The 22,759-nt window shown below is 69.4% G+C and carries 22 protein-coding genes and 1 riboswitch; of the genes, 15 read left to right on the plus strand and 7 right to left on the minus strand.

Features of this window, described 5'->3' with window-relative positions; translation table 11 throughout:
• The first annotated feature begins 7 nt into the window (after window positions 1-7).
• Complete coding sequence (locus tag ACIBL3_RS33485) at window positions 8-916, plus strand: ribonuclease Z (RefSeq protein ID WP_396357809.1); 909 nt, start codon at window positions 8-10, stop codon at window positions 914-916.
• Window positions 917-919: 3 nt separating this feature from the next.
• On the opposite strand, the gene ACIBL3_RS33490 is transcribed toward ACIBL3_RS33485, so the two are convergent.
• Window positions 920-2,062 carry an epoxide hydrolase family protein gene (locus ACIBL3_RS33490; protein WP_396357811.1) on the minus strand — a complete coding sequence of 381 codons (1,143 nt, stop codon included), beginning with the start codon at window positions 2,060-2,062 and terminating at the stop codon, window positions 920-922.
• Between the two features lie 61 nt (window positions 2,063-2,123).
• On the opposite strand from ACIBL3_RS33490, the gene ACIBL3_RS33495 reads away from it, so the two are divergent.
• Together ACIBL3_RS33495 and ACIBL3_RS33500 are read left to right on the plus strand one after the other, a co-directional pair.
• The gene (locus ACIBL3_RS33495) at window positions 2,124-3,071 is read left to right on the plus strand and encodes a helix-turn-helix transcriptional regulator (protein ID WP_396357812.1); all 948 of its coding nucleotides are present in this window, start codon (window positions 2,124-2,126) and stop codon (window positions 3,069-3,071) included.
• Window positions 3,072-3,080: 9 nt separating this feature from the next.
• Complete coding sequence (locus ACIBL3_RS33500; RefSeq protein WP_396357813.1) at window positions 3,081-3,905, plus strand: alpha/beta fold hydrolase; 825 nt, start codon at window positions 3,081-3,083, stop codon at window positions 3,903-3,905.
• Window positions 3,906-3,922: 17 nt separating this feature from the next.
• On the opposite strand, the gene ACIBL3_RS33505 is transcribed toward ACIBL3_RS33500, so the two are convergent.
• On the minus strand, window positions 3,923-4,750 hold the full coding sequence (locus ACIBL3_RS33505; protein WP_396357814.1) for an oxidoreductase: 828 nt from the start codon (window positions 4,748-4,750) through the stop codon (window positions 3,923-3,925).
• A gap of 53 nt (window positions 4,751-4,803) precedes the next feature.
• On the opposite strand from ACIBL3_RS33505, the gene ACIBL3_RS33510 reads away from it, so the two are divergent.
• The 3 genes from ACIBL3_RS33510 (at window position 4,804) to ACIBL3_RS33520 (ending at window position 8,381) form a co-directional block, all read left to right on the plus strand.
• A complete protein-coding gene (locus tag ACIBL3_RS33510; RefSeq protein WP_396357815.1) occupies window positions 4,804-5,358 on the plus strand; it encodes a TetR family transcriptional regulator in 555 nt (184 codons plus the stop codon).
• Between the two features lie 119 nt (window positions 5,359-5,477).
• Window positions 5,478-6,962 carry a S1C family serine protease gene (locus ACIBL3_RS33515; protein WP_396357816.1) on the plus strand — a complete coding sequence of 495 codons (1,485 nt, stop codon included), beginning with the start codon at window positions 5,478-5,480 and terminating at the stop codon, window positions 6,960-6,962.
• Window positions 6,963-7,121: 159 nt separating this feature from the next.
• A complete protein-coding gene (locus ACIBL3_RS33520; protein WP_396357817.1) occupies window positions 7,122-8,381 on the plus strand; it encodes an MFS transporter in 1,260 nt (419 codons plus the stop codon).
• Here the strand turns inward: ACIBL3_RS33520 and ACIBL3_RS33525 are convergent.
• Window positions 8,331-8,969: an NAD(P)H-binding protein gene (locus ACIBL3_RS33525; RefSeq protein ID WP_396357818.1), complete on the minus strand. Its 639-nt coding sequence runs from the start codon at window positions 8,967-8,969 to the stop codon at window positions 8,331-8,333. The genes ACIBL3_RS33520 and ACIBL3_RS33525 overlap by 51 nt on opposite strands.
• Before the next feature lie 133 nt (window positions 8,970-9,102).
• On the opposite strand from ACIBL3_RS33525, the gene ACIBL3_RS33530 reads away from it, so the two are divergent.
• From ACIBL3_RS33530 to ACIBL3_RS33555, 6 genes are all read left to right on the plus strand, one after another.
• Window positions 9,103-10,533 (plus strand): MFS transporter, encoded by a 1,431-nt coding sequence (locus ACIBL3_RS33530; protein ID WP_396357819.1) that lies wholly within the window; start codon window positions 9,103-9,105, stop codon window positions 10,531-10,533.
• Window positions 10,530-11,063, plus strand: a complete 534-nt coding sequence (locus ACIBL3_RS33535) for a TetR family transcriptional regulator (RefSeq protein ID WP_396357820.1) — start codon at window positions 10,530-10,532, stop codon at window positions 11,061-11,063. Before ACIBL3_RS33530 ends, ACIBL3_RS33535 begins: the two co-directional genes overlap by 4 nt.
• Before the next feature lie 70 nt (window positions 11,064-11,133).
• A riboswitch (S-adenosyl-L-homocysteine riboswitch) is annotated at window positions 11,134-11,213 on the plus strand.
• A 20-nt stretch (window positions 11,214-11,233) separates the two neighbouring features.
• Window positions 11,234-14,839, plus strand: coding sequence for a methionine synthase (metH, locus tag ACIBL3_RS33540; protein WP_396357821.1), 3,606 nt, complete (start codon window positions 11,234-11,236; stop codon window positions 14,837-14,839).
• 54 nt (window positions 14,840-14,893) lie between these two features.
• Window positions 14,894-15,748 carry an RNA polymerase sigma factor SigJ gene (gene sigJ, locus ACIBL3_RS33545; RefSeq protein ID WP_396357822.1) on the plus strand — a complete coding sequence of 285 codons (855 nt, stop codon included), beginning with the start codon at window positions 14,894-14,896 and terminating at the stop codon, window positions 15,746-15,748.
• A 34-nt stretch (window positions 15,749-15,782) separates the two neighbouring features.
• The gene (locus ACIBL3_RS33550) at window positions 15,783-16,259 is read left to right on the plus strand and encodes a GNAT family N-acetyltransferase (RefSeq protein ID WP_396357823.1); all 477 of its coding nucleotides are present in this window, start codon (window positions 15,783-15,785) and stop codon (window positions 16,257-16,259) included.
• A 94-nt stretch (window positions 16,260-16,353) separates the two neighbouring features.
• Entirely contained in the window at window positions 16,354-17,205 is an 852-nt protein-coding gene (locus ACIBL3_RS33555; RefSeq protein WP_396357825.1) for an HAD family acid phosphatase, read from the plus strand.
• Between the two features lie 14 nt (window positions 17,206-17,219).
• Here ACIBL3_RS33555 and ACIBL3_RS33560 read toward each other — a convergent pair whose 3' ends face one another.
• The gene (locus tag ACIBL3_RS33560; RefSeq protein ID WP_396357826.1) at window positions 17,220-17,879 is read right to left on the minus strand and encodes a TetR/AcrR family transcriptional regulator; all 660 of its coding nucleotides are present in this window, start codon (window positions 17,877-17,879) and stop codon (window positions 17,220-17,222) included.
• An 84-nt stretch (window positions 17,880-17,963) separates the two neighbouring features.
• Here ACIBL3_RS33560 and ACIBL3_RS33565 point away from each other — a divergent pair, with 84 nt between their 5' ends.
• Together ACIBL3_RS33565 and ACIBL3_RS33570 are read left to right on the plus strand one after the other, a co-directional pair.
• The gene (locus ACIBL3_RS33565; RefSeq protein WP_396357827.1) at window positions 17,964-18,905 is read left to right on the plus strand and encodes an SDR family oxidoreductase; all 942 of its coding nucleotides are present in this window, start codon (window positions 17,964-17,966) and stop codon (window positions 18,903-18,905) included.
• A gap of 16 nt (window positions 18,906-18,921) precedes the next feature.
• Window positions 18,922-19,689, plus strand: coding sequence for a class I SAM-dependent methyltransferase (locus tag ACIBL3_RS33570; protein WP_396357828.1), 768 nt, complete (start codon window positions 18,922-18,924; stop codon window positions 19,687-19,689).
• On the opposite strand, the gene ACIBL3_RS33575 is transcribed toward ACIBL3_RS33570, so the two are convergent.
• On the minus strand, window positions 19,682-20,209 hold the full coding sequence (locus ACIBL3_RS33575; protein ID WP_396357829.1) for a GNAT family N-acetyltransferase: 528 nt from the start codon (window positions 20,207-20,209) through the stop codon (window positions 19,682-19,684). The genes ACIBL3_RS33570 and ACIBL3_RS33575 overlap by 8 nt on opposite strands.
• A 60-nt stretch (window positions 20,210-20,269) precedes the next feature.
• Here ACIBL3_RS33575 and ACIBL3_RS33580 point away from each other — a divergent pair, with 60 nt between their 5' ends.
• Window positions 20,270-20,566, plus strand: a complete 297-nt coding sequence (locus tag ACIBL3_RS33580) for a YciI family protein (protein WP_396357830.1) — start codon at window positions 20,270-20,272, stop codon at window positions 20,564-20,566.
• Here ACIBL3_RS33580 and ACIBL3_RS33585 read toward each other — a convergent pair.
• A complete protein-coding gene (locus ACIBL3_RS33585; protein ID WP_396357831.1) occupies window positions 20,563-21,111 on the minus strand; it encodes a dihydrofolate reductase family protein in 549 nt (182 codons plus the stop codon). The genes ACIBL3_RS33580 and ACIBL3_RS33585 overlap by 4 nt on opposite strands.
• Window positions 21,112-21,169: 58 nt before the next feature.
• Entirely contained in the window at window positions 21,170-22,588 is a 1,419-nt protein-coding gene (locus ACIBL3_RS33590) for a polysaccharide lyase 6 family protein (protein ID WP_396357832.1), read from the minus strand.
• Window positions 22,589-22,759: the final 171 nt, after the last annotated feature.

Here is a 22,759-nt window from a genome sequence, read left to right on the forward strand (position 1 = left end):
TGGGCGCGTGCGCGAACTGGTTGTGCTGGGCACCGGAAGCCAGGTGCCGTCGCGGGAACGCACGCAGAACGGATACTTTCTGCGCTGGGACACCGACGGGTTTCTCTTCGATCCGGGTGAGGGCACGCAGCGCCAGATGCTGTACGCCGGGGTCCCAGCCGGCGCGATCACCCGGCTCTGCGTGACGCACTTCCACGGCGACCACTGCCTCGGCGTGCCCGGCATCGTGCAGCGGTTGTCGCTGGACGACGTACCGCACCCGGTCCGGGCGCACTACCCGGCGTCCGGCCAGACGTACTTCACCCGACTGCGGTACGCCGCTTCGTTCTACGAGCGCGCCGAGTTGCTGGAGGAGCCCGTCGAGGAGGACGGCCTGCTGTCGGTCGGGCCGTTCGGGCAGCTGTGGGCCCGCCGCCTCGAGCACCCGATCGTGTCCTTCGGCTACCAGTTGATCGAGCCCGACGGCCGGCGGATGCTGCCGGACAAACTCGCGGAGTACGGCGTGGCAGGCCCGGCGGTCGGGCGGTTACAGCAGGCCGGATCGATCGACGTCGACGGGCGGACGGTCACGATCGAGCAGGTCAGTGAGCCGCGGCCCGGTCAGCGGTTCGCGTTCGTGATGGACACCCGGCTCTGTGACAACGTGCTCAAACTCGCCGACGGCGCCGACCTGCTCGTGATCGAGTCCACCTACCTGTCCTCCGAGTCGACCCTGGCCCGCCGCTTCGGCCACCTGACCGCCCGTCAGGCCGCCCGGGTCGCGCAGGAGTGCGGGGTCCGCAAGCTCGTCCTCACCCACTTCTCCCAGCGCTACCTCGACCCTCAGGCCTTCTACGACGAAGCCGCCGAAGAGTTCTCCGGCGACCTCGTCGTAGCAGCCGACCTGACCCGGACCCGGGTCCCACCGCGCCGCTGACCGTCAGCGCAGGGTGCGGAAGAACTCGCGGACGTCGGCGAGCAGGAGGTCGGGGACCTCGAGTGCGGCGAAGTGGCCGCCGCGGTCGACGTCGGTCCAGCGGGTGATGTTGTTGTCCTTGTCGGAGTACCGGCGGATCGCGACGTCGTGCGCGAGCACCAGCGCCGCCGTCGGCACACCCGAGTTCTCGCGGGTCTCGCCCCACGCCTGCTCCTGGGCGTAACCGACGTACGCCGCCGATCCCGCCGTGCCGGTGAGCCAGTAGATCATCACGTTGGTGAGCAGCCGGTCCTTGCTGATGATCTCCTCCGGCAGCGTGTCCATCGGGTAGGTCCAGGCCCGGAACTTGTCCATGATCCAGGCGAGCTGCCCGACCGGCGAGTCGGTCAGCCCGTACGCGAGCGCCTGCGGCCGGGTCGACTGGATGGCGATGTAGCCGAACTCCTTCCGCATGAACTCGCCGATCCGGCGGATCCGGTCCTGCTCCAGCGGCGTGAGGCTCTTCAGCTCCTCGTCACTCAGCGGGAAGGTCGGCAGGTTGGGGCCGCCGTTGGTGTGTACGCCGACCACCTTGTCCTTCGCCGCCCGAGCCACCTCGGGGGACACCGCCCCGCCGATGTCGCCGCCCTGGACGCCGTACCGGTCGTAGCCCAACTGCTCCATCAGCTCGGCCCATGCCTGCCCGGTCTTCGCTCGCGTCCAGCCGCCCTTGCTGACCGGGCCCGAGAAGCCGAAGCCGGGCAGCGACGGGATCACGAGGTGGAAGGCGTCCCGAGCCTCGCCGCCGTGGGCGACCGGGTCGGTCAGCGGGCCGATCAGGTCCAGGAACTCCACGATCGAGCCCGGCCAGCCGTGCGTCAGGACCAGCGGAAGCGCGTCCGGCTCGGGTGACTTCACGTGCAGGAAGTGGATCAGCTGACCGTCGATCTCGGTCGTGAACTGCGGGTACGCGTTGAGCTCGGCCTCGGCCTGGCGCCAGTCGTACTCGTCGCGCCAGTAGTCGACCAGGCCGCTCAGCCAGGAGACCGGTACGCCGGTGTCCCAGTCGTCGCCGGGGAGCGGGGCCGGCAGCCGGGTGTTGCGCAGCCGGGCGGCCAGGTCGTCGAGGGTGCTCTGCGGGATGTCGATGCGGAATGGCTTGATCATGTCTCGACTCTGTCACCCGGTTAGGACAGCTTCAGTCCTAGCTGACTGACAGAATCTAGACATGCTCGAAACTTCCGCTCGACTGCTCAAGCTGCTCTCCCTGTTGCAGCTCCCCCGGGAGTGGAGCGGCGCTGCGCTCGCGACCGAGCTCGGGGTCGACGTCCGGACCGTCCGCCGCGACGTCGACAAGCTGCGCAACCTCGGCTACCCGGTGGACGCCGTTCCAGGGGTGGCCGGCTACCGGCTCGGCTCAGGTACGGCGCTGCCGCCGCTGCTCCTGGATGACGACGAGGCGGTCGCGGTCGCGATCGGCCTCCGAGCGGCCGCGACCGGGAACGTGGCGGGGATCGAGGAGTCGTCGGTCCGGGCACTGACCAAGCTCGAGCAGGTCCTGCCATCCCGGCTGCGTCATCGCATCAGCCTGCTCCAGTCAGTCGACGTGACTCCGTCCGGAGCAGCTGTCGTCCAGCCGGACGTCCTGCTCGCGGTGGCCGCGGCCGCCCGCGATCGCCAGCGGATGCGCTTCGATTACCGAAGCCATGACGGTACGACGAGCGTTCGTACGACGGAACCGCATCGACTGCTGCACACCGGACGCCGGTGGTACCTCGTCGCCTGGGACGTCGAACGCGAGGACTGGCGGACCTTTCGCCTCGACCGGCTGGAGCCCCGGATCCCGACCGGCCCCCGCTTCACGCCCCGCGAGGTCCCCGACCCGAACCTCACCGCCCGCGGAGTCGCGTCCGGCGGCTACCGCTACCAGGCGCGCTTCCGCGTCCACGCGTCCGCAGAACAACTCGCGGACCGCCTGTCGCCGAGCGTCGCCACCCTCACGCCACTCACAGAGGACACGACCCAGGTGGACACCGGCGCCAACAACCTCAGCGAGCTCCTCCTCTACATGGGCTTGCTCGGTCATCCCTTCGAGGTCGAGTCGCCTCCCGAGCTGATCACCGAGATCCGCACTTTGACCGCTCGCCTGACCGCGGCGCTGCCGGCCTCCGGGTAGCGTTCGGTCATGTCTCTCGACGGCTTGCAGGATCGGTACGTCGACACGGTGCTGGGCCGGATCCGGTTGCGGGTCGGCGGATCGGGACCGGTCATGGTGTTCTGGCCGAGCCTGATGATGGACGGGACGCTGTGGTCCGGGCAGGCAACACACTTCGCGGACCGGTTCCAGGTGGTCCTGGTCGATCCTCCCGGCCACGGTGACAGCACGCCGCTGACCGGACCGTTCAGCTTCGAGCAGTGCGCTCAGGTGATCAACGAGATCCTCGACGACCTCGGAGTCGGGAAGGCGCATCTGGTCGGCAACAGTTGGGGCGGGATGATCGGCGGTACGTTCGCCGCCCTGCACCCCGACCGGATCGGCGTCGCCGTACTGATGAACGCGACGGCCTCACCGGCCGGCCTGCGGCAGAAGGTCGAGTACGGCGTGCTGACTCGATCGGCTCAGCTCCTCGGAGGTGTCCGCGGGCCGCTGGTCCGCCCGGTGATCGACGCGTTCCTCGGTCCGACGGCCAAGCAGGAGAAGCCCGAGGTCGTTGCTGCAGTCAACGACTCGGTCCGCCGGGTGGACATCACCTCCGGCCGGCACGCCGTCACCAGCGTGGTCCCGCGGCGGCCGGATCAGCGCGGGCTCTTCGCGCGGATCCGGACGCCGGTGCTCGTCGTCGCGGGCGCCGAGGACGCCACCTTCCCGGTCGCGGAGACCGAGGAGATGGCGGACTCCATCCCCGGCGCGCGCTTCGTCGTACTCGAACAGTCCGCGCATCTCGCCGCGCTCGAGTCACCGGCCGAGGTCAACGCGCTGATCGACGACTTCCTCGCCGACAACCCCTGAGGGGCCGACAACTCAGCTCAGTAGTCCGTCGACGAACTGAGGTGCGCCCAGGCGGCGGCTTCCTCGGCGCGGGAGCGGGAGGCCTGGTCGGCGTGCTGCAGGGCGTCCTTGCCGAGCAGCAGCCGCAGCGGCGGGCTGTCGAGGGCGACGACGTCGAGGATCGCGCGCGCGGCCTTGGCCGGGTCGCCGGGCTGCTTGCCGTCGGTCTCCAGCCGGTAGCGGTTCATCGCGCCGACGGTCGAGTCGTAGTCCGGATCGACCGGCGCCAGCGTCATCGACGAGCCGCCCCAATCGGTCCGGAACGCACCCGGCTCGACGATCGTCACCTTCACCCCGAACGGCGCGACCTCGTTGCTCAGCACCTGTGAGAACCCCTCGACCGCGTACTTCGCGGTCTGGTAGGCGCCCATGCCCGGGGTGCCGCCGGCCCGGCCGCCGATCGACGAGAACTGCAGGAAGTGGCCGCTGCGCTGCTGCCGGAAGACCGGGAGTGCGGCCTTGGTGACGTTGACGAGCCCGAACAGGTTCGTCTCCAGTTGGGCCCGGAAGTCCTCGTCGGTGGTCTGCTCGATCGCGGCGCTGTTCGCGTAGCCCGCGTTGTTCGCGACCACGTCGAGGCCGCCGAACTCGTCCAGAGCGGTCTGTACGGCGGCGCGCGCGGCGGCCACGTCCGTCACGTCCAACGCGATCGCGCGGACCTGGTCGCCGTACTGGTCGACGAGGTCTTTGAGTTGCTCGGGTCGGCGGGCGGTTGCGACGACCCGGTCGCCGGCGGCCAGGACCGCCTCGGTGAGGGCCCGCCCGAGCCCACGGGAACTGCCGGTGATCAGCCAAGTTTTGGTCATGTGGGTGCTAACCAACCAACTGGTTGGTTGTATTCCCGGGTAGGGTGAGAAACATGCAGAGAAACGCCGACCGGACCAGAAGCCGGATCCTGGCCGCCGCCACCGAGGAGTTCGCCGCGCGCGGGATCGCCGGCGCGCGGGTGAACCGGATCGCCGAGGTGGCCGGTTGCAACAAGGCGATGCTGTACGCGTACTTCGGCAGCAAGGACGGGCTGTTCGACGCGGTCTACACCGTCGCCGTCGACATCTACCTGGCCGAGGTCGGATTCGACACCACCGACCTGCCCGGGTACGCCGGACGCGTCTTCGACTACTTCGAGGAGCACCCCGAGCACCAGCGGCTGAACGTCTGGTACCGGCTGGAGCGCCCCGAGGGCAGCGCGCTGGAGGCGATCGTCGCGGTCAACCAGAGCCGCCTCAGCGACCTCGAGCAGGCTCAGCGATCCGGCGTCGTACCGGCGAATTTCACGCCTGCCGAGCTGCTCGCCCTGCTTCAGGCGATCGCCACCAGCTGGTCCTCGATGAACCCCGAGTACGGCGCTTCCGCACCCGACCGAGCCGCCCGTCGCGCCGCCGTCGTCGAAGCAGTCCGGCGCGTCGTGTCCTAGTAGGTGTGGCGCACGCCACTAGTGATTCTCAGGGAACTCATCGCTTGGCCAAAAGGAGTTCTCAGTTCGGCGCGCTCTACTCGAAGGCAGAAGGAACTGGCCGAGGAGGGCACTGGGACATGAACGACAGCGCGGGACAGCAGGGGCAAGGACAGGGTGGCGCGGGACAGCAGCCGGGTTACTGGCCGCCGACGGGTCCGCAGCAGTCTGTTCCGCACCAGAGTGGTCCGTACTACGGCGGTCCGCACCAGCCCGGTCCGCAGCCGCCGTACCCCGGAATGCCTTACTACCCAGGCTATTACAGCGCACCGCAGCAGCGGCCGCCGAAGAAGCGGGGCCGCCGGCTGCTCGGCGCCGGGGCAGTCGGGCTCGCGGTCGCGCTGGTCGCCGGATCGGTTGCCTGGGGCATCGACCAGCGAGCGGCCAACTCGTCCCAGCTCTCCCAGCAGCAGCTCGACCCGGCCGCCGCCGCGGCGAAGGTCTCGCCCGGGCTGGTCGACGTCAACACGGTGCTCGGCTACGAGAACGCCCGCGCTGCCGGGACCGGCATCGTGCTCAGCTCCGACGGTGAAGTGCTGACCAACCACCACGTGATCGAGGGCGCGACGTCGATCTCGGTGACCGACATCGGCAACGGCAAGACGTATACCGCGAGTGTGGTCGGGTACGACGAGGACCACGACATCGCCGTACTGAAGCTGAAGGACGCGTCCGGCCTGCAGACCGCCAAGATCGGCGACTCGGACAAGGTCAAGGTCGGCGACCAGGTGGTCGGGATCGGCAACGCGGGTGGTGTCGGCGGGACGCCGAGCTACGCACCCGGCACCGTGACCGCGCTGAACCAGTCGATCACCGCGACCGACGAGAACGGCCAGGACCCGGAGAACCTGACCGGCCTGATCCAGACCGACGCCAACATCCAGGCCGGTGACTCCGGCGGACCGCTGGCGAACACGGCCGGTCAGGTGATCGGCGTCGACACCGCCGGCTCGGGCGGCAACAACGGCGGCGCCGGGCGCCCCGGACAGGCGGCCGCGAGCACGGCCACCGCGGCGACCGCGACCCTGGCGGTGGCGGGCGGCACGGCGACCACGACCGCAGACGGCAACGGGTACGGCGATCCCGGCTCCGGACCGTTCGGCGACAACCCCTTCGGTGACGGCTCGGGCCCCTTCGGTGACGGCAACGGGTCGGACAACGGGAACGGCAACGGGTCGGACGGGCAGGGTCAGAGCACCACGCAGGGCTTCGCGATCCCGATCAACGAGGCGATGGAGATCGCCGACCAGATCCAGGACGGCAAGGCGTCGGACACCGTGCACATCGGCGAGTCGGCGATGCTCGGAGTCTCGGTGGTCTCGAACGCGGACACCACCGGCGCCGTGGTCGGCGACGTCCTCGCCAACGGCAAGGCGGACGAGGCCGGTATCGAGGCCGGTGACGTGATCACCTCCTTCGCCGGCGAGACCGTCGAGTCGCCCGACACCCTCTCGACGCTGCTGAACCAGCACCACCCCGGCGACAAGGTCGAGGTCGGCTGGGTCGACCAGAACGGACAGCAGCACAAGGCAACCATCGAACTCATCACAGGCCCGGTCCGCTGACCCCAGCGCTACCCCCTCCCGCTGCAGCGGACCGAACCGATCGGGCCCGGCGCCTCCTACCTCAACCCCTCGAGGCGCCCGGGCCCGATCTTTTGTTGTGCCCACACCAGTCAGGAATAGAGAAGCCCCGGACGGTACGGCGCACTTAGCGTGAGTGCCATGGTCACCCGACACCTCGTCCCCGCCGCGTACCGCCCGGTGCTCGCCAACCGGATGCTCCGGCGGCTCATCCTCGGCTTCGCGGTCTCGTTCCTCGGCGACGGGATGAGCTTCGTCGCGGTGGCCTGGCTCGCCATCGAGCTCGCGCCGGCAGCGTCCGAAGGACTGTGGGTCGGCGGCGCGGTGGCGGCGTACACCTTGCCGGGTGTCGTCGGCGCGCTGGTGTTCGGCCGTCGCCTCCGCCGGCTTCCGGCCAGGCGCGTACTGCTTGCCGACACCGTCGTACGTGGTGTGTTCCTGGGCGTCGTACCGCTCGCCTGGTTCGCCGGGGTGCTGACGCCTCCGCTGCTGGTCGTGGTGCTCGCGGGGTCGTCGTTGTTGCACGCGTGGGGGAGCGCGGGCATGTACACGCTGATGGCCGAGCTGTTGCCCGAGGAGCAGCGGCTGGCCGCCAACACGCTGGTCAGCTCGATCAACTTCGCGGCCACGATCGCCGGGCCGGCTGTCGCCGGGGTGCTGGTGACCTACGTGAGTTCCGCGCTGGTGATCGGTCTGGACGCGCTGTCCTGGTTGTTCCTGGCGCTGATCGTGGTGAGCACGCGACTCCCGGACTCGCAGCCGGTCGCGGATGACGTGGAGGAGCCGGCCTCGCGTGGTGGGCTCGCCTTCATTCGTTCGCATCCCGAGCTGCTGGGCCTGCTGGCGCTGACCTGGTTCTTCAACTTCCTCTACGGACCGGTCGAGGTCGCCCTGCCGCTGCACGTGACCAACGACCTGAACGCACCGGGCACGCTGCTCGGCCTCTACTGGATGCTGTTCGGCATCGGCGCGGTTCTCGGCGGCCTCACGATCGGCGCGTTGCGTCAGCTCCCGCTATGGCCGGTCACGGTGGCCATCGTCGTGCTGTGGGGCCTGCTGCTCCTGCCGTTCGGCTTCGATGTTCCGATCGCCGTGACTGTCGCCTGCTTCATGCTCGGTGGCGCGATCTACGGCCCGTTTGTGCCGCTGTCCGTGACGCTGGTCCAGGCGAAGTCGCCGCCGCAGCACTTGGCCGCCGTACTCGCTGCTCGCAGCTCGGTCCTCCTGACTGCAGCACCGCTCGGCACGGCCCTCGGTGGCCCGTTGACCACAGCGCTGGGCCCGCGGGGAACGCTCGGCGTCTCAGGTCTCGCAACCGTGGTCCTCGGGGTGAGCGCCTGCGCGTTGTTGCTAGCTCGCGAAGCCGCTGCGCCACGTCGGCTGAGTCGGCGTCCACACTAGCTGGGTGCGGGCGTGGAGGTTCGAGGCACCGCGGGCCCAGCCAGGGCGCGTCCCGTCGGTGATTGACGGTGTAGGTGCGCCGACGGCTTGCGCAAAGACCGGCGCCCAAGTCGAGGCCGGAGCCGGTTCGTCGTCGACGATGTTGACCGCGCCGCTCGGCCAATGCAGGGCCTGTACGGCGGCGATCGCGGCGTCCTCGACGTGCAGGAAGCTCGTGATCTCCGGGCCGGCGGGGAGGGCGCCGGCGGCGGCCAGGTCCGCCATCAGGGGCGCCCTTCGTGTACCAGGTGCCGGGGCCGTACAACATCCCGTACCGCAGCACCACCCACTCCGGCGCCTCGGCGGTGATCGCCTCCAGTTCCGCCACCGCCTCGACCATTCCCCGGCGGCTGTCGTCCGGGTTGGCCAGGTCGCCGGGACCTCGCGCAGGCGTGTGGCGTCGTACACGTCGCCGATGACGGCGGTCGCGCCGTGGATCGCCGACGGATCTTGTCGGGTGAGCGCGGTGACCTGGTGACCTTCGGCGAGCAGCAGTGGTACCAGCAGGCGCCCGATCGCTCCGGTCGCGCCGGCGAGAAAGATCCGCATGGTGCTCAACGCTAGGCGAGCGCTGCGCAACAGCCGGGGGCCAGTCTGTGACCAATTCCATGGGCCACTTCGATCGCCACGGGTCTAGGCTGGAGCGAAAGTAAACAGTTGTTCACCATCGTGAGGACACCGCGTGAGCGTCAGCCCCTCGACCGTCCGCCCTGCTCGTCCGCGCCTCGTGCTGGCCGCCCTCGCGTTCTGCGGCGTGCTGGTCTCGATCAGCCAGACGATCGTCGTGCCGCTGCTGCCGGAGCTGCCCCGGATCACCCACAGCGAGCCTGCCGACGTCAGCTGGCTGGTCACCGTCACGCTGCTGACCGGAGCGGTCTTCACACCGCTGCTCGGCCGGGCGGGCGACATGTACGGCAAGCGCCGGGTGCTGCTGATCGCGCTGGGCTCGATGGTGATCGGGTCGTTGCTGTGCGCAAGCAGTGCGGAGCTGGCCGTGCTGATCGTGGGCCGCGCGTTCCAGGGGGCCGCGGTGGCCGTCGTACCACTCGGGATCAGCATCCTGCGCGACGAGCTCGAGCCGCGCCGGGTGCTGCCGTCGATCGCGATCATGAGCTCGACGCTGGGCGTCGGCGCGGCGCTCGGCATCCCGGCGGCCACGCTGGTGGTGCAGTACTCGAACTGGCACACGATGTTCTGGGTCAACTTCGGACTCGGTCTGCTGGACGTCGTGCTGGTGCTGCTGATCGTGCCCGAGTCGGCCGTGCGGACCCGCGGCCGATTCGACATCCCGGGGGCGTTCGGCCTCAGCGTGTTCCTCGTCTGCCTGCTGCTGGCGGTCTCGAAGGGCAGCACGTGGGGACCGACGGCGACCATCGGCCTGTACGTCGGTTCCGCGGCGATCCTCCCGTTGTGGGGCTGGTTCGAGCTCCGGACCAGGAGCCCGCTGGTCGATCTGCGGGTGTCCGCGCGGCCCGCCGTACTGTTCACCAACCTGTCCGCGCTGCTGATCGGGTTCTCGTTCTATGCCAACTCGCTGTCGACCGCGCAGCTCGTGCAGGAGCCGGCGTGGACCGGGTACGGGCTCGGCGCGTCGATCGTGGTCAGCGGTCTGTGCCTGCTGCCCGGCGGTCTCGCGATGGTCGTGCTGTCTCCGGTGTCCGCCCGGATCTCGTCCGCCCGCGGTCCGCGGTTCACCCTCGCGATCGCCTCGGTCCTGATGGCCGCCGGATACGTCGTCCGGCTGTTCACCAGCGAGAACCTCGCCGGAATCGTCATCGGCGCGACCGTGGTCTCGGCCGGGACGGCGGTCGCCTACTCGGCACTTCCGGCCCTGATCATGCATGCTGTGCCCGTGACCGAAACGGCCGCGGCGAACGGACTCAACACGCTGATGCGCACGATCGGGGCTGCGATCTGCAGCGCGATCGTGGTGACGGTGCTGACCACCGTGACGATCACCAAGGCGAACCAGGTCGCGCCCGCGTTGTCGGCGTACCTGCTCGTCTTCGTGATCGCCGGGCTGGCCGCGGCGGTCGCGGCCGGGTTGGTGCTGCTGATCCCGGCTCGCCGGCAGGCGCCGGTGCACCTCGAGAGCCCGGTGGGTACGACGTGACGGATGCCGGGCGGATCACCATTCTCCGGGCGGCGCGGCGGGCGTTCGCGCTGCAGCCGTACAACTCGGTCACGCTGCGCGGGATCGCCGCCGACGCGAACGTCAGCGCGGCCCTGATCGTCAAGCACTTCGGCAGCAAGGAAGCGCTGTTCGAGAAGGTCGCCGACTTCAGCGAGGCCGCGCAACTGCTGCTCGACGCACCCGACGACGAGCTCGGCCGGCACGCCGTGCTGACGCTGGTGAACTACCGCCGCGAGAACGGCCTCGACCTGCTCCTCCGGGTGGTCTTCGCGGCCGGCAGCGGCGACGAGCGGGCGCTGATCCGCGAGCATTTCCGCGACCAGGTGACCGCGGCGTTCGCCGCCCGGCTCAGCGGCGCCGACGCCGGGCTGCGGGCCGAGCTGATCACCGCCCAGCTGCTCGGGCTCGGCGCGGTGATGTCGATCGACAAGTCCGGCCCGAGCACCACCGCGGACGCCGAGACCATCGCCGACCTGTTCGCTCCGGGTCTCCAGGCGCTCATCCACTGACTGAACAGTCGTCTCAGTAAGTGGGCAGGGGCCCTGTTCACGCGGTGTGACGCCGCTAACATGGTGCAGCCAGGTCGAGAGGCGCTGCAACGGACGCTCAGGTCCGCCACGCTCGACCCGGGGTATCTGTTGCAAGGGCGCCTCCGGAGATTTTCTGGAGGTGACGGCAGATGAGCGAAGCTGCTCTACGGGAGCTGCTGGACGAGCGGATCGCGGTTCTGGACGGCGCTTGGGGCACCATGCTGCAGGGCGCGAAGCTGAGTCCGGCCGACTTCCACGGCGACCGCTTCGGCGACCACACCCACGACGTCACCGGTGATCCAGACCTGCTCAACCTGACCCGGCCGGACGTGATCCTCGACGTGCACCGCCAGTACCTCGCGGCCGGCGCGGACATCACCACCACGAACACCTTCACCGCGACCAGCATCGGCCAGGCCGACTACGGCCTGCAGGACTACGTGCACGAGATGAACGTCGCCGGCGCCCGGCTGGCCCGGCAGGCCGCCGACGAGCTCGGTGGCAAGTTTGTTGCCGGTTCGATCGGCCCGCTGAACGTGACGCTGTCGCTGTCGCCGCGGGTCGAGGACCCGTCGTACCGGGCGGTGACTTTCGAGCAGGTGCGGGCCGCGTACGCCGAGCAGATCGCCGCGCTGGCCGAGGGCGGCGTCGACCTGCTGCTGATCGAGACCATCTTCGACACCCTGAACGTCAAGGCCGCGATCATGGCCGCCCGTGAGGTCGCGCCGCACCTTCCGCTGTGGATCTCGGTGACGATCGTCGACCTGAGCGGCCGGACCCTGTCCGGCCAGACCGTCGAGGCATTCTGGAGCTCGGTCGAGCACGCCAAGCCGCTGGTCGTCGGCGTGAACTGCTCCCTCGGCGCCGCCGAGATGCGCCCGCACGTGGCCGACCTGGCACGCTTCGCCGACACCTACGTCGCCTCCCACCCCAACGCCGGTCTCCCGAACGCCTTCGGCGGGTACGACGAGACGCCGGACCAGACGGCCGGGATGCTGCAGGAGTTCGCCGAGTCCGGCCTGGTCAACATCGTCGGGGGCTGCTGCGGGACGACGCCCGCGCACATCAAGCAGATCGCGGCGGACGTGGCCGGGCTGCCGCCGCGCAACGTCGTACCGCCGAACGAGACCACCCGGTTCTCCGGGCTGGAGCCGTTCCGGATCGGGCCGGACACCGGGTTCGTGATGATCGGTGAGCGGACCAACGTGACCGGATCGGCGCGTTTCCGGCGGCTGATCGAGTCCGATGACCACCAGGCCGCGGTGGACGTCGCGCTGGAGCAGGTGCGCGGCGGCGCGAACCTGCTGGACGTGAACATGGACGCCGACCTGCTCGACAGCGAGCAGGCGATGACCACGTTCCTCAACTTGATCGCGACCGAGCCGGAGGTGGCCCGGATCCCGATCATGATCGACAGCTCGAAGTGGTCGGTGCTGGAGACCGGGCTGAAGTGCGTGCAGGGCAAGGGCGTGGTCAACTCGATCAGCCTGAAGGAGGGCGAGGAGCAGTTCCTCGAGCACGCCCGCCGGGTCCGCGACTACGGCGCCGGCGTGGTGGTGATGGCCTTCGACGAGCAGGGCCAGGCCGACACCACCGAACGCAAGGTGGAGATCTGCGCCCGGGCTTACGACCTGCTCACCCAGAAGGTCGGCTTCCCGCCCGAGGACATCATCTTCGACCCGAACGTGCTGGCCGTCGCGACCGGGATCGCCGAGCACAACGGGTACGCGAAGTCGTTCATCGACGCGTTGCCGCTGATCAAGGAACGCTGCCCTGGCGTGCACGTGAGCGGTGGTATCTCGAACCTGTCGTTCTCGTTCCGCGGCAACGACGTGGTGCGCGAGGCGATGCACTCGGCGTTCCTGTTCCACGCCGGCAAGGCCGGGCTGGACATGGGCATCGTGAACGCCGGTCAGCTCGCGGTCTACGAGGACATCGAGCCGACGCTGCTCGAGCTGGTCGAGGACGTGCTGTTCGACCGACGGGAGGACGCGACGGACCGGCTGGTCGCGCATGCCGAGACCGTCAGCGGCCGCGGCAAGCAGCGCGAGGTCGACCTGTCCTGGCGGGAGGGGACGGTCGAGGAGCGGCTGTCGCACGCGCTGGTGCACGGCATCGTCGACTACATCGAGGACGACACCGAGGAAGCCCGGCAGAAGCTGCCGCGGCCGCTCGAGGTGATCGAGGGCCCGTTGATGGACGGGATGAAGATCGTCGGCGACCTGTTCGGCTCCGGCAAGATGTTCCTGCCGCAGGTGGTGAAGAGCGCCCGGGTGATGAAGCGCTCGGTCGCCTACCTGGAGCCGTTCATGGAAGCCGAGAAGGAGCAAGCCCGGCTCGAGGGTCGCGCCGAGATGGTCCGCGGCCAGGGCAAGATCGTGCTCGCCACCGTGAAGGGCGACGTGCACGACATCGGCAAGAACATCGTCGGTGTGGTGCTGGGCTGCAACAACTACGAGGTGATCGACCTCGGCGTGATGGTGCCGGCGGCCAGGATCCTGGACACGGCCGTCGCCGAGGGTGCGGACGCGATCGGCCTGTCCGGGCTGATCACGCCGTCCCTCGACGAGATGGTGGCCGTCGGCACCGAGATGCAGCGTCGCGGCCTCAAGCTCCCGCTGCTGATCGGCGGCGCGACGACGTCGAAGCAGCACACCGCGGTGCGAATTGCCCCGGTCTACGACCAGACCACTGTGCACGTCTTGGACGCGTCGCGGGTGGTCGGTGTGGTGTCGGACCTGCTGGACAACGAGCGCGCCGAGGAACTTGCCCGGAGCAACGCGGCGGAGCAGGAGCGGTTGCGTGAGCAGCACGCGAACAAGCAGCGCAGCCCGCTGCTGTCGCTGGCGGCGGCCCGGGCCAACGCCGAGCCGGTCGAGCACGCCGAGCCGCCGGTGCCGGCGTTCACCGGGCTGAAGCGGGTGTCGCCGTCGATCGAGACGCTGCGGGCGATGGTCGACTGGCAGTTCCTCTTCCTGGCCTGGGAGCTGAAGGGCAAGTACCCGGCGATCCTGGACCAGCCGGTCGCCCGGGAGCTCTTCGACGACGCGAACACGCTGCTCGACGAGATCGTTGCCAACGGCTCCTTCACCGCCGAGGGCGTGTACGGGTTCTGGCCGGCGCACAGCGAGGGTGACGACATCATCCTGGACGGTCGGGACGCGTCGTTCCCGATGCTGCGGCAGCAGACCGAGAAGCCGGCCGGACGGCACAACCGGTGCCTGGCGGACTACGTCGCACCTTCCGGCGACCACCTCGGTGGTTTCGGGGTGGCGATCCACGGTGCCGAGGCGCTGGCGGCGTCGTACGAGGCCAAGAACGACGACTACCGGGCGATCATGGTCAAGGCGCTGGCCGACCGGCTCGCGGAGGCGTTCGCCGAGTGGATCCACCTGGAGGCGCGGCGGGCCTGGTTCGAGCCGGACGCCGAGCCGGTGCTGGCGGACCTGCACGCGGAGCGGTTCCGCGGGATCCGGCCGGCGCTCGGGTACCCGGCGAGCCCGGACCACACCGAGAAGAAGGACCTGTTCGAGCTGCTGGAGGCGGAGCAGATCGGTCTCGGTCTGACCGAGTCCTTCGCCATGACCCCCGCCGCGGCGGTCAGCGGCCTGATCTTCCAGCACCCGGCGTCGCGCTACTTCAGCGTCGGCCGACTCGGCCGCGACCAGATCGAGGACTACGCCGTACGGCGGGGCCTGCCGGTCGACGAGGTCGAGCGCTGGCTGCGCCCGAACCTGGCCTACGACCCGGACTGATGTCACAAATCGGTGGCCGCCGGCGCTCATAGGGGTGTGAAAGCACACGAAGGAGTGAGTTCGGACGCGGCCACCGAGGTGTTCGTGCGGCATCGCGAACTGCTGTTCTCGGTGGTCTACAACATCCTCGGATCGGTCGCCGACACCGAGGACGTGCTGCAGGAGACCTGGCTGGCCATGTCGACGCGGTCGGCGGTGGACAACCCGCGGGCGTACCTGGTGCGGATCGCGGTCAACTCGGCGCTGGCCCGCCGTACGACGATCAACCGGCGCAAGGAGTCGTACGTCGGGCCGTGGCTACCTGAGCCCGTGGTCACACCGGTCGATCCGGTCGAGCGTGCTGAGGCGGTGTCGCTGGCGGTGCTCGTCGTACTGGAGACTCTGACGCCGTTGGAGCGGGCGGTGTTCGTGCTGCACGAGGTGTTCGGGTACGCGCACACCGAGGTCGCGGAGATCCTGGATCGGACGCCGGCGGCGGTCCGGCAGTTGGCGCATCGCGCGCGGGAGCATGTCGAGGCGCGGCGGCCGCGGTTCCCGGCGGATCCGCAGGTGCAGCACGAGGTGACGCGACGGTTCGTCGAGGCCGTGGCCGGCGGGGATCTGAACGCCCTGATGGACGTGCTCTCGCCCGATGTCACGTTGTGGGCGGACGGCGGTGGCAAGGCGCGGGCGGCCGGCCTGCACCCGATCCTCGGCCGCGACCGGATCGCCCCGCTCATCATCGGCGACCGGCTTCGGCGCCCGCTGCCGGACATCGGGATCCATTACCGGACCATCAACGGCGACCCGGCGGCGCTGGTGCTCTCGGGGGACACGCCGTTCGCGCTGATCGTGCTGGACGTCGAGGACGACCAGGTGACGGGCATCTACGCGATCACCAACCCGGACACGCTCGGCGGACTGACCTGACTGTTGGGGACTCGTTGGTGCTTACCCTGACTGCATGACAGCTCTGATTCGGCCGGCTGAGGCTGCTGACGTCGATGCGGTGGCGGCGATCTGGCATGCGGGGTGGGGCGACGGGCATCTCGGGCATGTGCCCGATGAACTGGTCGCAATCCGGACCAAGGAGTCGTTCTGGACCCGGGCGGCGGAGCGGGTCGCCGACACCACGGTGGCTGTCGAGGGAGATGACGTCGCGGGGTTCGTGATGGTGGTCGAGGACGAGGTCGAGCAGGTGTACGTCTCCCGCGACCACCGGGGTTCGGGGATCGCCGGCGTACTGCTCGCCGAGGCCGAACGGCAGGTCAAGGCCAACGGGCACGCCGAGGCCTGGCTCGCGGTCGCCACCGGCAACGCCCGCGCCCGCCGGTTCTACGAACGCAGCGGCTGGACCGACGCCGGCGCCTTCGACTATCCGGCCACCACGGACTCCGGCCCGATCCCGGTGCCCTGCCACCGCTACGTCAAGCAGGTCTGAACGCAGGATTCCCCTCAACTTGGGCGTCCGGGAGATATATCGGCCACCAATGGAGTTAGTTTGCTTCCGCAAGCTTTCCCCGTGGAGGTCACCCATGAAGATTCGTTCTCTCCGCCGCCCGTCGCGCCGGCTGCTGCTGACCGGAGTCGCCTCGGTCGCGATCGCGTCGGTCGTCGGCGGGGTCGCGTACTCGGCCGGGGTCGCGTCCCAGCAGCCGGCCATCCAGACGTCGACACCGCGGACCGAACGGCAGGTCACCAACATCGACGTGCTGCGCCAGCAGTTGCGCAACTACTACGGCGACCCGCTCGGGACCGGCACGTTCGGGGCGGACAGCAACCACGCCAAGGAGGCGAAGTCAGTCGCCGCCGCGGGCACGCGCTGGATCTCCGCGCCGCACCACACCAAGAAGACGAAGGCGATCCTGCTCGACGTCGACGACACCTCGCTGGCCACCTGGAACTACGAGATCGCCAGCAACTGGGCGTACAACCCGGCGACCAACGCGACGTATGTGCTGGACCAGAAATTCCCCGCCGTACCGGGGATGGTCGACCTGGTGGCGACGGCCGAGCGGGAGGGGTACGCGATCTTCTTCCTGACCGGGCGCGGCGCCGCGCAGGAGCAGGCGACCCTGGGCAACCTGACCGCGGACGGTGTCGGTGTCGACGCCGGCTTCCCGAAGCCGACCACGCTGCCGAACGGCGAGGACGGCCTGTTCACCAAGCCGGCGGTCGCGGACTACCCCGACTACCTGGAGCAGGCGTGCGCCGGCGACCCGAACGGGTCCTGCACCACGATCCACTACAAGTCCGCGACCCGCGCCCACATCGAGTCGCTCGGCTACGACATCGTCGCCAACTTCGGCGACCAGTACAGCGACCTCAAGGGAGGGTACGCCGACCGCACCTTCAAGCTCCCGAACCCGAACTATTACCTGCCCTGACCGGCCCGCGCTGGTCAGCGGGGGAGTAGGCCGTACAGCAGGCTGCGGAGGGCGTCGTGGAGGTTGGGCTCGAACTCCAGACGGATCGGGGCCAGGTCGGGGTCGGCGTCGTACGCGGCTTGGATGGCGGGGGTCGGGTGTGAGTGGGTCCAGATCGCGCCGGCCAGCATGCTGGCGTTCGCGACGAAGCGGGACGCGTTCTCGACGCTGAGCTGGGGGAGGGCTGCGATGACGATGGTCAGCAGCCCTTCGTAGCCCCGCAGGGCGTGGCGCTTGAAGTTCAGCGCGACGTCGGTCGAGACGTTCCGCTCCAGCACTGCCGCCTGGGCGCTGATCAGGTCGCAGAACACCGGGCGTGCGGCCAGCGTGCTGACGACGGCGTCCACCAACTGCACACTGCGTTGAGCCTCGCTGCCCTTGGCGTCGCGGAGGGCTGCCCGGAGGTCGTCGACCCAGGCGTCGAACTCGGCGCCGAAGAGCTCGAGCAGGACGGCCTCGCGGGACTCGAAGTACTTGAGCACGTTGGACTTGGCCAGGCCGACGCGGCGGCTCAGCTCGTTCAGGCTCAGGTCGGCGACCGGCATCTCGGTCAGCATCGTCGCGGCCGTGCCGAGGATCGCGCGGCGCCTGGCCTCCCGCTGCTCCGCACTCCGGGCGCGCTGGAATGTCGTCACCCTCACAGTCTACAGACCGGCGGTCTGTTGTTAACGGACCGCCGGTCTGTTACTGTCGAAGCCATAACAGACCACCAGTCTTTTATGGAGACGATCATGTACGTCGTACCCGACCAGACCGGCAAGCTCGCCGTCGTCACCGGCGCCAACAGCGGCACCGGCAAGGAGGCCGCCAAGCGGCTGGCTGCCGCCGGCGCCCGCGTGGTGATGGCGATCCGCACCGTCGCGAAGGGTGAGGCGGCGCGCGCCGAGATCCTCGCCGAGCACCCGCGGGCCCAGCTCGAGGTCCGGCGGATCGACCTGGCCGACCTCGCCTCGGTCCAGGAGTTCGCCGAGAAGCTCAGCGCCGACGAGCCGCACCTCGACCTGCTGGTGAACAACGCCGGGGTGATGAACCCACCGGCCAGGATGGCCACCAAGGACGGCTTCGAGCTGCAGTTCGGCTCGAACTTCCTCGGCCCGTTCGCGCTCACCGTCCGGCTGCTGCCGCTCGTCCTGTCCGCGCCGGCGCCACGGATCGCGACCCACGCCAGCGGCGCCGCGAACTTCGGCCGGATCAACTTCGACGACCTGCAGTGGGAACGCCGGTACCGCCCGATGGCGGCGTACTCGCAGTCCAAGCTCGCCGACCTGATCCTCAGCAACCACCTCGCGACGATCGCCGCCGACCGTGGCTGGCCGCTGCTCAGCACCGCCGCCCACCCCGGTTTCACCCGCACCAACCTGCAGAGCGCCGGCGCGGCACTCGGCCGGGACAAGCCGTCGCTGCTCAACCGGCTCGGCTACCGGCTGAACCCACTTCCGACCCAGGGCGTCGAGATCGGCACCGAGCCACTGTTGTTCGCGGCAACCAGCCCGGACGCGAAGCCGGGTGCGTACTACGGCCCGTCCGGCCGCCTCGGTCTCGTCGGCCCGGCCATCCTCGTGCAGGCGCCGAAGCGAGCCCTCGACCGCGAAACCAACACCCGCCTGTGGGAGACCGCCGAACAGCTCACCGGCGTCACCCTCCCCACCGGCGTCAGGTAGGACCTACGCTGCGGGGATGAGCGAGTGGTCGACTGGTGACATCTACGAGTCGTACGTGGGCCGGTGGAGCCGGCTGGTCGCGGCAGAGTTCCTCGGCTGGCTGGACCAGCCCGCCGGCCTGCGCTGGCTCGACGTCGGCTGCGGCACCGGCGCCCTGACCAGCACGATCCTGCGTACGGCGGATCCCGTCTCGGTGCTCGGTGTCGACCCGTCGGAGGGCTTCATCGGCTACGCCCGGCAGACCGTCGACGACCAGCGGGCGAGCTTCGAGGTCAGGTCCGCGGCCGAGCTCCCGGACGGCCCGTACGACGCAGTCGTCGCCGGTCTCGTGCTCAACTTCATCCCGGAACGGGTCGAGGCGCTCCGCCGGATGCGCGAGATCGGCTCGACGGTCGCGGTCTACGTCTGGGACTACGCCGATGGCATGCAACTGATGAAGCACTTCTGGGACGCGATGATCGACGTCCGGCCGCAGGACCGCGACCACGACGAGGGCCTGCGCTTCCCGTTCTGTACGGCGGAGGGACTCGAGGGCCTGTTCACCGAGGCCGGGTTCACCACGGTCGGTACGCGCGCGATCGTCGTACCGACGGAGTTTGCTTCGTTCGACGACTACTGGCAGCCGTTCCTGGGTGGGCAGGGGGTGGCGCCGGCCTATCTGCGCAGCTTGGCCGAGAAGGATCAGGACGAGTTGCGGGAGGCAGCGCGTGCTCGGCTGCCGATCGAGGCGGACGGCTCGATCCGCCTGACCGCGAGGGCGTACGCCGCAAAGGCAGTCAGCTGACGTAGTCGCTGCGCAGCAGGCCGAACAGCAGGTCGTCGGTCCACTCGCCCTTGAACCAACTGTTGGAAAGTCTCAGCCCCTCCTGCCTGAAACCGACGCGCTCCAGCAACCGTGCCGACGCGGTGTTGCGCGCGTCGCACTCTGCCGAGACGCGGTGCAGGTTCCAGTCGACGAACAGGTGATCGAGCAGGCCACGAACGGCCTCGGTTGCGTATCCCTGACGCTGGTACGCCGGTGACAGCGTGAACCCGAGCTCGGCCTGCATCAGGTTCTCGTGCAAGTTGAGGCCGAGATCCCCGATCAGCACGCCGTCCAGATCGATCGCGTACTGGAACCACCCGGGCGCGCCCGGATCACCACGCCCGTAGTCGTCCACCAGCGCGAGCGCTGCCGGCAGGGTCACCGGGGTCTCCCAGGACTGGTAGCGGGCGACCTCCGGCACCGACCGGTACGCCGCGAACGCCTCGGCGTCGGCGGTTGTGAAACGGCGCAATCCCAACCGCTCGGTTCGCACGAACATGCCGCCATGATGTCAAAACCGCTGCCGCGGCTCCGTCCTGTCAGTGAGAGGAGTGCGCCGATGAAATTCCTACTGATCCTGCAGGGCGACGCCAGTGGGGACCTGTGCCGCGACGAGTTCGAGGACGTCGCGTACGAGGCCGGCGAGCTGGTCGGTGGCGAGCTGCTCGCCGATCCGCAGTCGGCGGTCATCGTTCCCGACCGAGCCCGCGCGACCTCGATCGATGCCTACTACCTGATCGACGTGGAGAACCGGGCCCGCGCGGTCGAGCTCGCGCGGCTCCTGCCCGACGCGTGCACCACCGGACGCTCGGTGGAGATCCGCGCGGTCATGCACTCGACCGCAGCCGACCTTTAGCCGTCCTTGACGACCTTGAACCAGAGGTTGGAGGCGAGCGGGTTCTCCGTCAGGCTCACGCGGTCGAGGCGGATGGTCCGGCCGCCGGTGTGCTCGAACAGGCGGGTGCCGTCGCCGAGCATCACCGGCGCGTAGCAGAGCAGGACCTCGTCGAGCTCGCCTGCCTCGATGCACTGCTTGGCGATGTTCGCGCCGATCACGTTGACGTACTTGTCGCCGGCCGCGTCCTTCGCCATCGCGAGCGCCTTGGCGAACTCGTCGACGTACGTCACTCCAGGCTCCGGGTCGGCCGGTGGGCGGTGGGTGACGACGAACAGCGGCCCGTCCCAGCCGCCGCCGAACGCCTCGCCCTCGCCCTGCTCACCTTTGTGCGGGTCGTCCCCGTCGTGGGACCGTCGGCCGACCAGCAGCGACCCGATCCGCGGGATCAGCTCCTCGACCTCCGGATTGGGACCCAGGTACGGCCGCATCCATTGCATGTCGCCACCCGGCCCGCTGATGAAGCCGTCCACCGACATCGTCACCGAGTACAGCACCTTCGCCATCACAAACCTCCGGCTCGCTCGTCCTTACCCATCTTGAGACGAGCGAGCCGGAGAAAACTCATCGCGGCCCGACGTCCGCGGGAGTCAGCGGGCGGTTGAGCGGCGCGGAAGGGCTGTACTCGTCGGCGCCGACATCGGCCCGCCCGGTGCGCGGATGGCCGTCGAGGTCGCGGGTGCCGTTCGGATAGGTCCTGCTCGCGGCGTTGATCGCCGGGCTGGTCGAGCTCAGCCGGCGGATGCCGTCGGAGCCGGTCGCCAGCTTCGGATCCTTCCGGCTGAAGCCGCCGGGGATGTTGCCGTCAGCGGCCTCGCCCCAGCAGAGGTTGCCGGACCAGCTGATGCCGTCCAGGTACGGCATAGACACCAGTTGCCGGCCGGCGTCGCCGATCAGCAGGTTGTCGGCAATCGTGCAGTCGCGTGGTGGCAGCGTCCGCTGCGACTCACCGCTGATCGCCGTACCGCAGGACAGCACGGTGTTGAGCGCGATCGTCACCCGGTCCGGGGCGTCGTTGCCGCGGTGGCTCTCCGGTGAGTCCTCCGGCTTGTGGTCCTGGACGTTGCCGCTGCCCAGTACGACGCCCGAGCCGAAAACTCGCTCGAGGTAGTTGTTCAGCACCTGGTGGTCGTTGCCGTAGATCCGGATTCCGTTGCTCCCGGCAAGGATGAAGTTGCCCTCGACCCGGGTCCGGTTGCCGTGCCGGAGCACGATCCCGCCGAGGCTTTCGCGGATCGTGTTGTACCGGATGATGTTCGCCGACGACTTCACCGAGATCGCCTCCGGATCGCCGTCGACGCGCTCGAACAGGTTGTACTCGACCACGGCGCCCGCGTCGCTCAGCGACCGCCCGCTCAGCCCGAGCCGGATCGGCTCGCCGCCGTTGTCACCGGCGAAGGTGTGGTCGGAGAAGTAGTTCCGGGTGATCCGGACGCCGCGGGCCATCCCGTCCGAGCCGGGTCCCTCGACCCCGAGGAAGACGCCGAGCGTCGACTTGCCGTGGAAGTGGTTGCGTTCGACGGTCGAGTGGTCGCCGCGGATCATCAGCCAGTGCAGGCCCTCGACGTCGGCGAGCTGGAAGTCGTTGCGGCTGATCCGCACGTGATGACAGCTGGTCGGCACCTCGAACGTCGTACCCTGCCGGAGCTTGAACCCGCTCACCGCGACGTACGACGAGTCGCCGAACACGAACCCGCGGCTGCCGGTCAACGTCACCCCGCCCACCGACTCGGCGCGCACGGTGATCGGGGCGTCCGCGGTGCCGCGCTTGCCCTGGACGGCGATCGTCTGGCCGTCCGGTACGGCGTACGTCCCGTTGGCGAGCACGATCTCGGCCCCTGGCCCGGCTGCGGCGATCGCCTTGCGGAGCTCGTCGAGGCTTCGGGCTCGGGCCGGTCTCGCGAGTGCCTGGGCGGGTGGGATGGCGATGGCCGTGGTGGCGAGTCCGGCGCCGACGGCGGTGAGGAAGGTACGGCGGTGCATGGGCGGTCCTCCGGTGGTTCGGGGCGGTGATCCGGATGGTGGCGCTCAGTCTGTGGCCGGCGCCCGATGCTTGGCAAGCGTTTACCGATCAAGCCGCCCGGATCTCCCGTCCGGTGGGACCCCTGCGGTCAGTGGTTCCGCGAGGCAGTCCAGGTCGCGGCCGGGCGCAAG

Origin of the sequence: Kribbella sp. NPDC050124 (genome assembly GCF_044460355.1) — a bacterium.
In the GTDB taxonomy this organism is placed as follows: Bacteria; Actinomycetota; Actinomycetes; order Propionibacteriales; family Kribbellaceae; genus Kribbella.

Bases quoted from the DNA above. Each gene is read 5' to 3' on its own strand.
- ACIBL3_RS33490 (WP_396357811.1), bottom strand. From the start codon at position 2,062: ATGATCAAGCCATTCCGCATCGACATCCCGCAGAGCACCCTCGACGAC.
- ACIBL3_RS33495 (WP_396357812.1), top strand. From the start codon at position 2,124: ATGCTCGAAACTTCCGCTCGACTGCTCAAGCTGCTCTCCCTGTTGCAG.
- ACIBL3_RS33500 (WP_396357813.1), top strand. From the start codon at position 3,081: ATGTCTCTCGACGGCTTGCAGGATCGGTACGTCGACACGGTGCTGGGC.
- ACIBL3_RS33505 (WP_396357814.1), bottom strand. From the start codon at position 4,750: ATGACCAAAACTTGGCTGATCACCGGCAGTTCCCGTGGGCTCGGGCGG.
- ACIBL3_RS33510 (WP_396357815.1), top strand. From the start codon at position 4,804: ATGCAGAGAAACGCCGACCGGACCAGAAGCCGGATCCTGGCCGCCGCC.
- ACIBL3_RS33515 (WP_396357816.1), top strand. From the start codon at position 5,478: ATGAACGACAGCGCGGGACAGCAGGGGCAAGGACAGGGTGGCGCGGGA.
- ACIBL3_RS33520 (WP_396357817.1), top strand. From the start codon at position 7,122: ATGGTCACCCGACACCTCGTCCCCGCCGCGTACCGCCCGGTGCTCGCC.
- ACIBL3_RS33525 (WP_396357818.1), bottom strand. From the start codon at position 8,969: ATGCGGATCTTTCTCGCCGGCGCGACCGGAGCGATCGGGCGCCTGCTG.
- metH (WP_396357821.1), top strand. From the start codon at position 11,234: ATGAGCGAAGCTGCTCTACGGGAGCTGCTGGACGAGCGGATCGCGGTT.
- ACIBL3_RS33550 (WP_396357823.1), top strand. From the start codon at position 15,783: ATGACAGCTCTGATTCGGCCGGCTGAGGCTGCTGACGTCGATGCGGTG.
- ACIBL3_RS33555 (WP_396357825.1), top strand. From the start codon at position 16,354: ATGAAGATTCGTTCTCTCCGCCGCCCGTCGCGCCGGCTGCTGCTGACC.
- ACIBL3_RS33565 (WP_396357827.1), top strand. From the start codon at position 17,964: ATGGAGACGATCATGTACGTCGTACCCGACCAGACCGGCAAGCTCGCC.
- ACIBL3_RS33570 (WP_396357828.1), top strand. From the start codon at position 18,922: ATGAGCGAGTGGTCGACTGGTGACATCTACGAGTCGTACGTGGGCCGG.
- ACIBL3_RS33575 (WP_396357829.1), bottom strand. From the start codon at position 20,209: ATGTTCGTGCGAACCGAGCGGTTGGGATTGCGCCGTTTCACAACCGCC.
- ACIBL3_RS33580 (WP_396357830.1), top strand. From the start codon at position 20,270: ATGAAATTCCTACTGATCCTGCAGGGCGACGCCAGTGGGGACCTGTGC.
- ACIBL3_RS33585 (WP_396357831.1), bottom strand. From the start codon at position 21,111: ATGGCGAAGGTGCTGTACTCGGTGACGATGTCGGTGGACGGCTTCATC.
- ACIBL3_RS33590 (WP_396357832.1), bottom strand. From the start codon at position 22,588: ATGCACCGCCGTACCTTCCTCACCGCCGTCGGCGCCGGACTCGCCACC.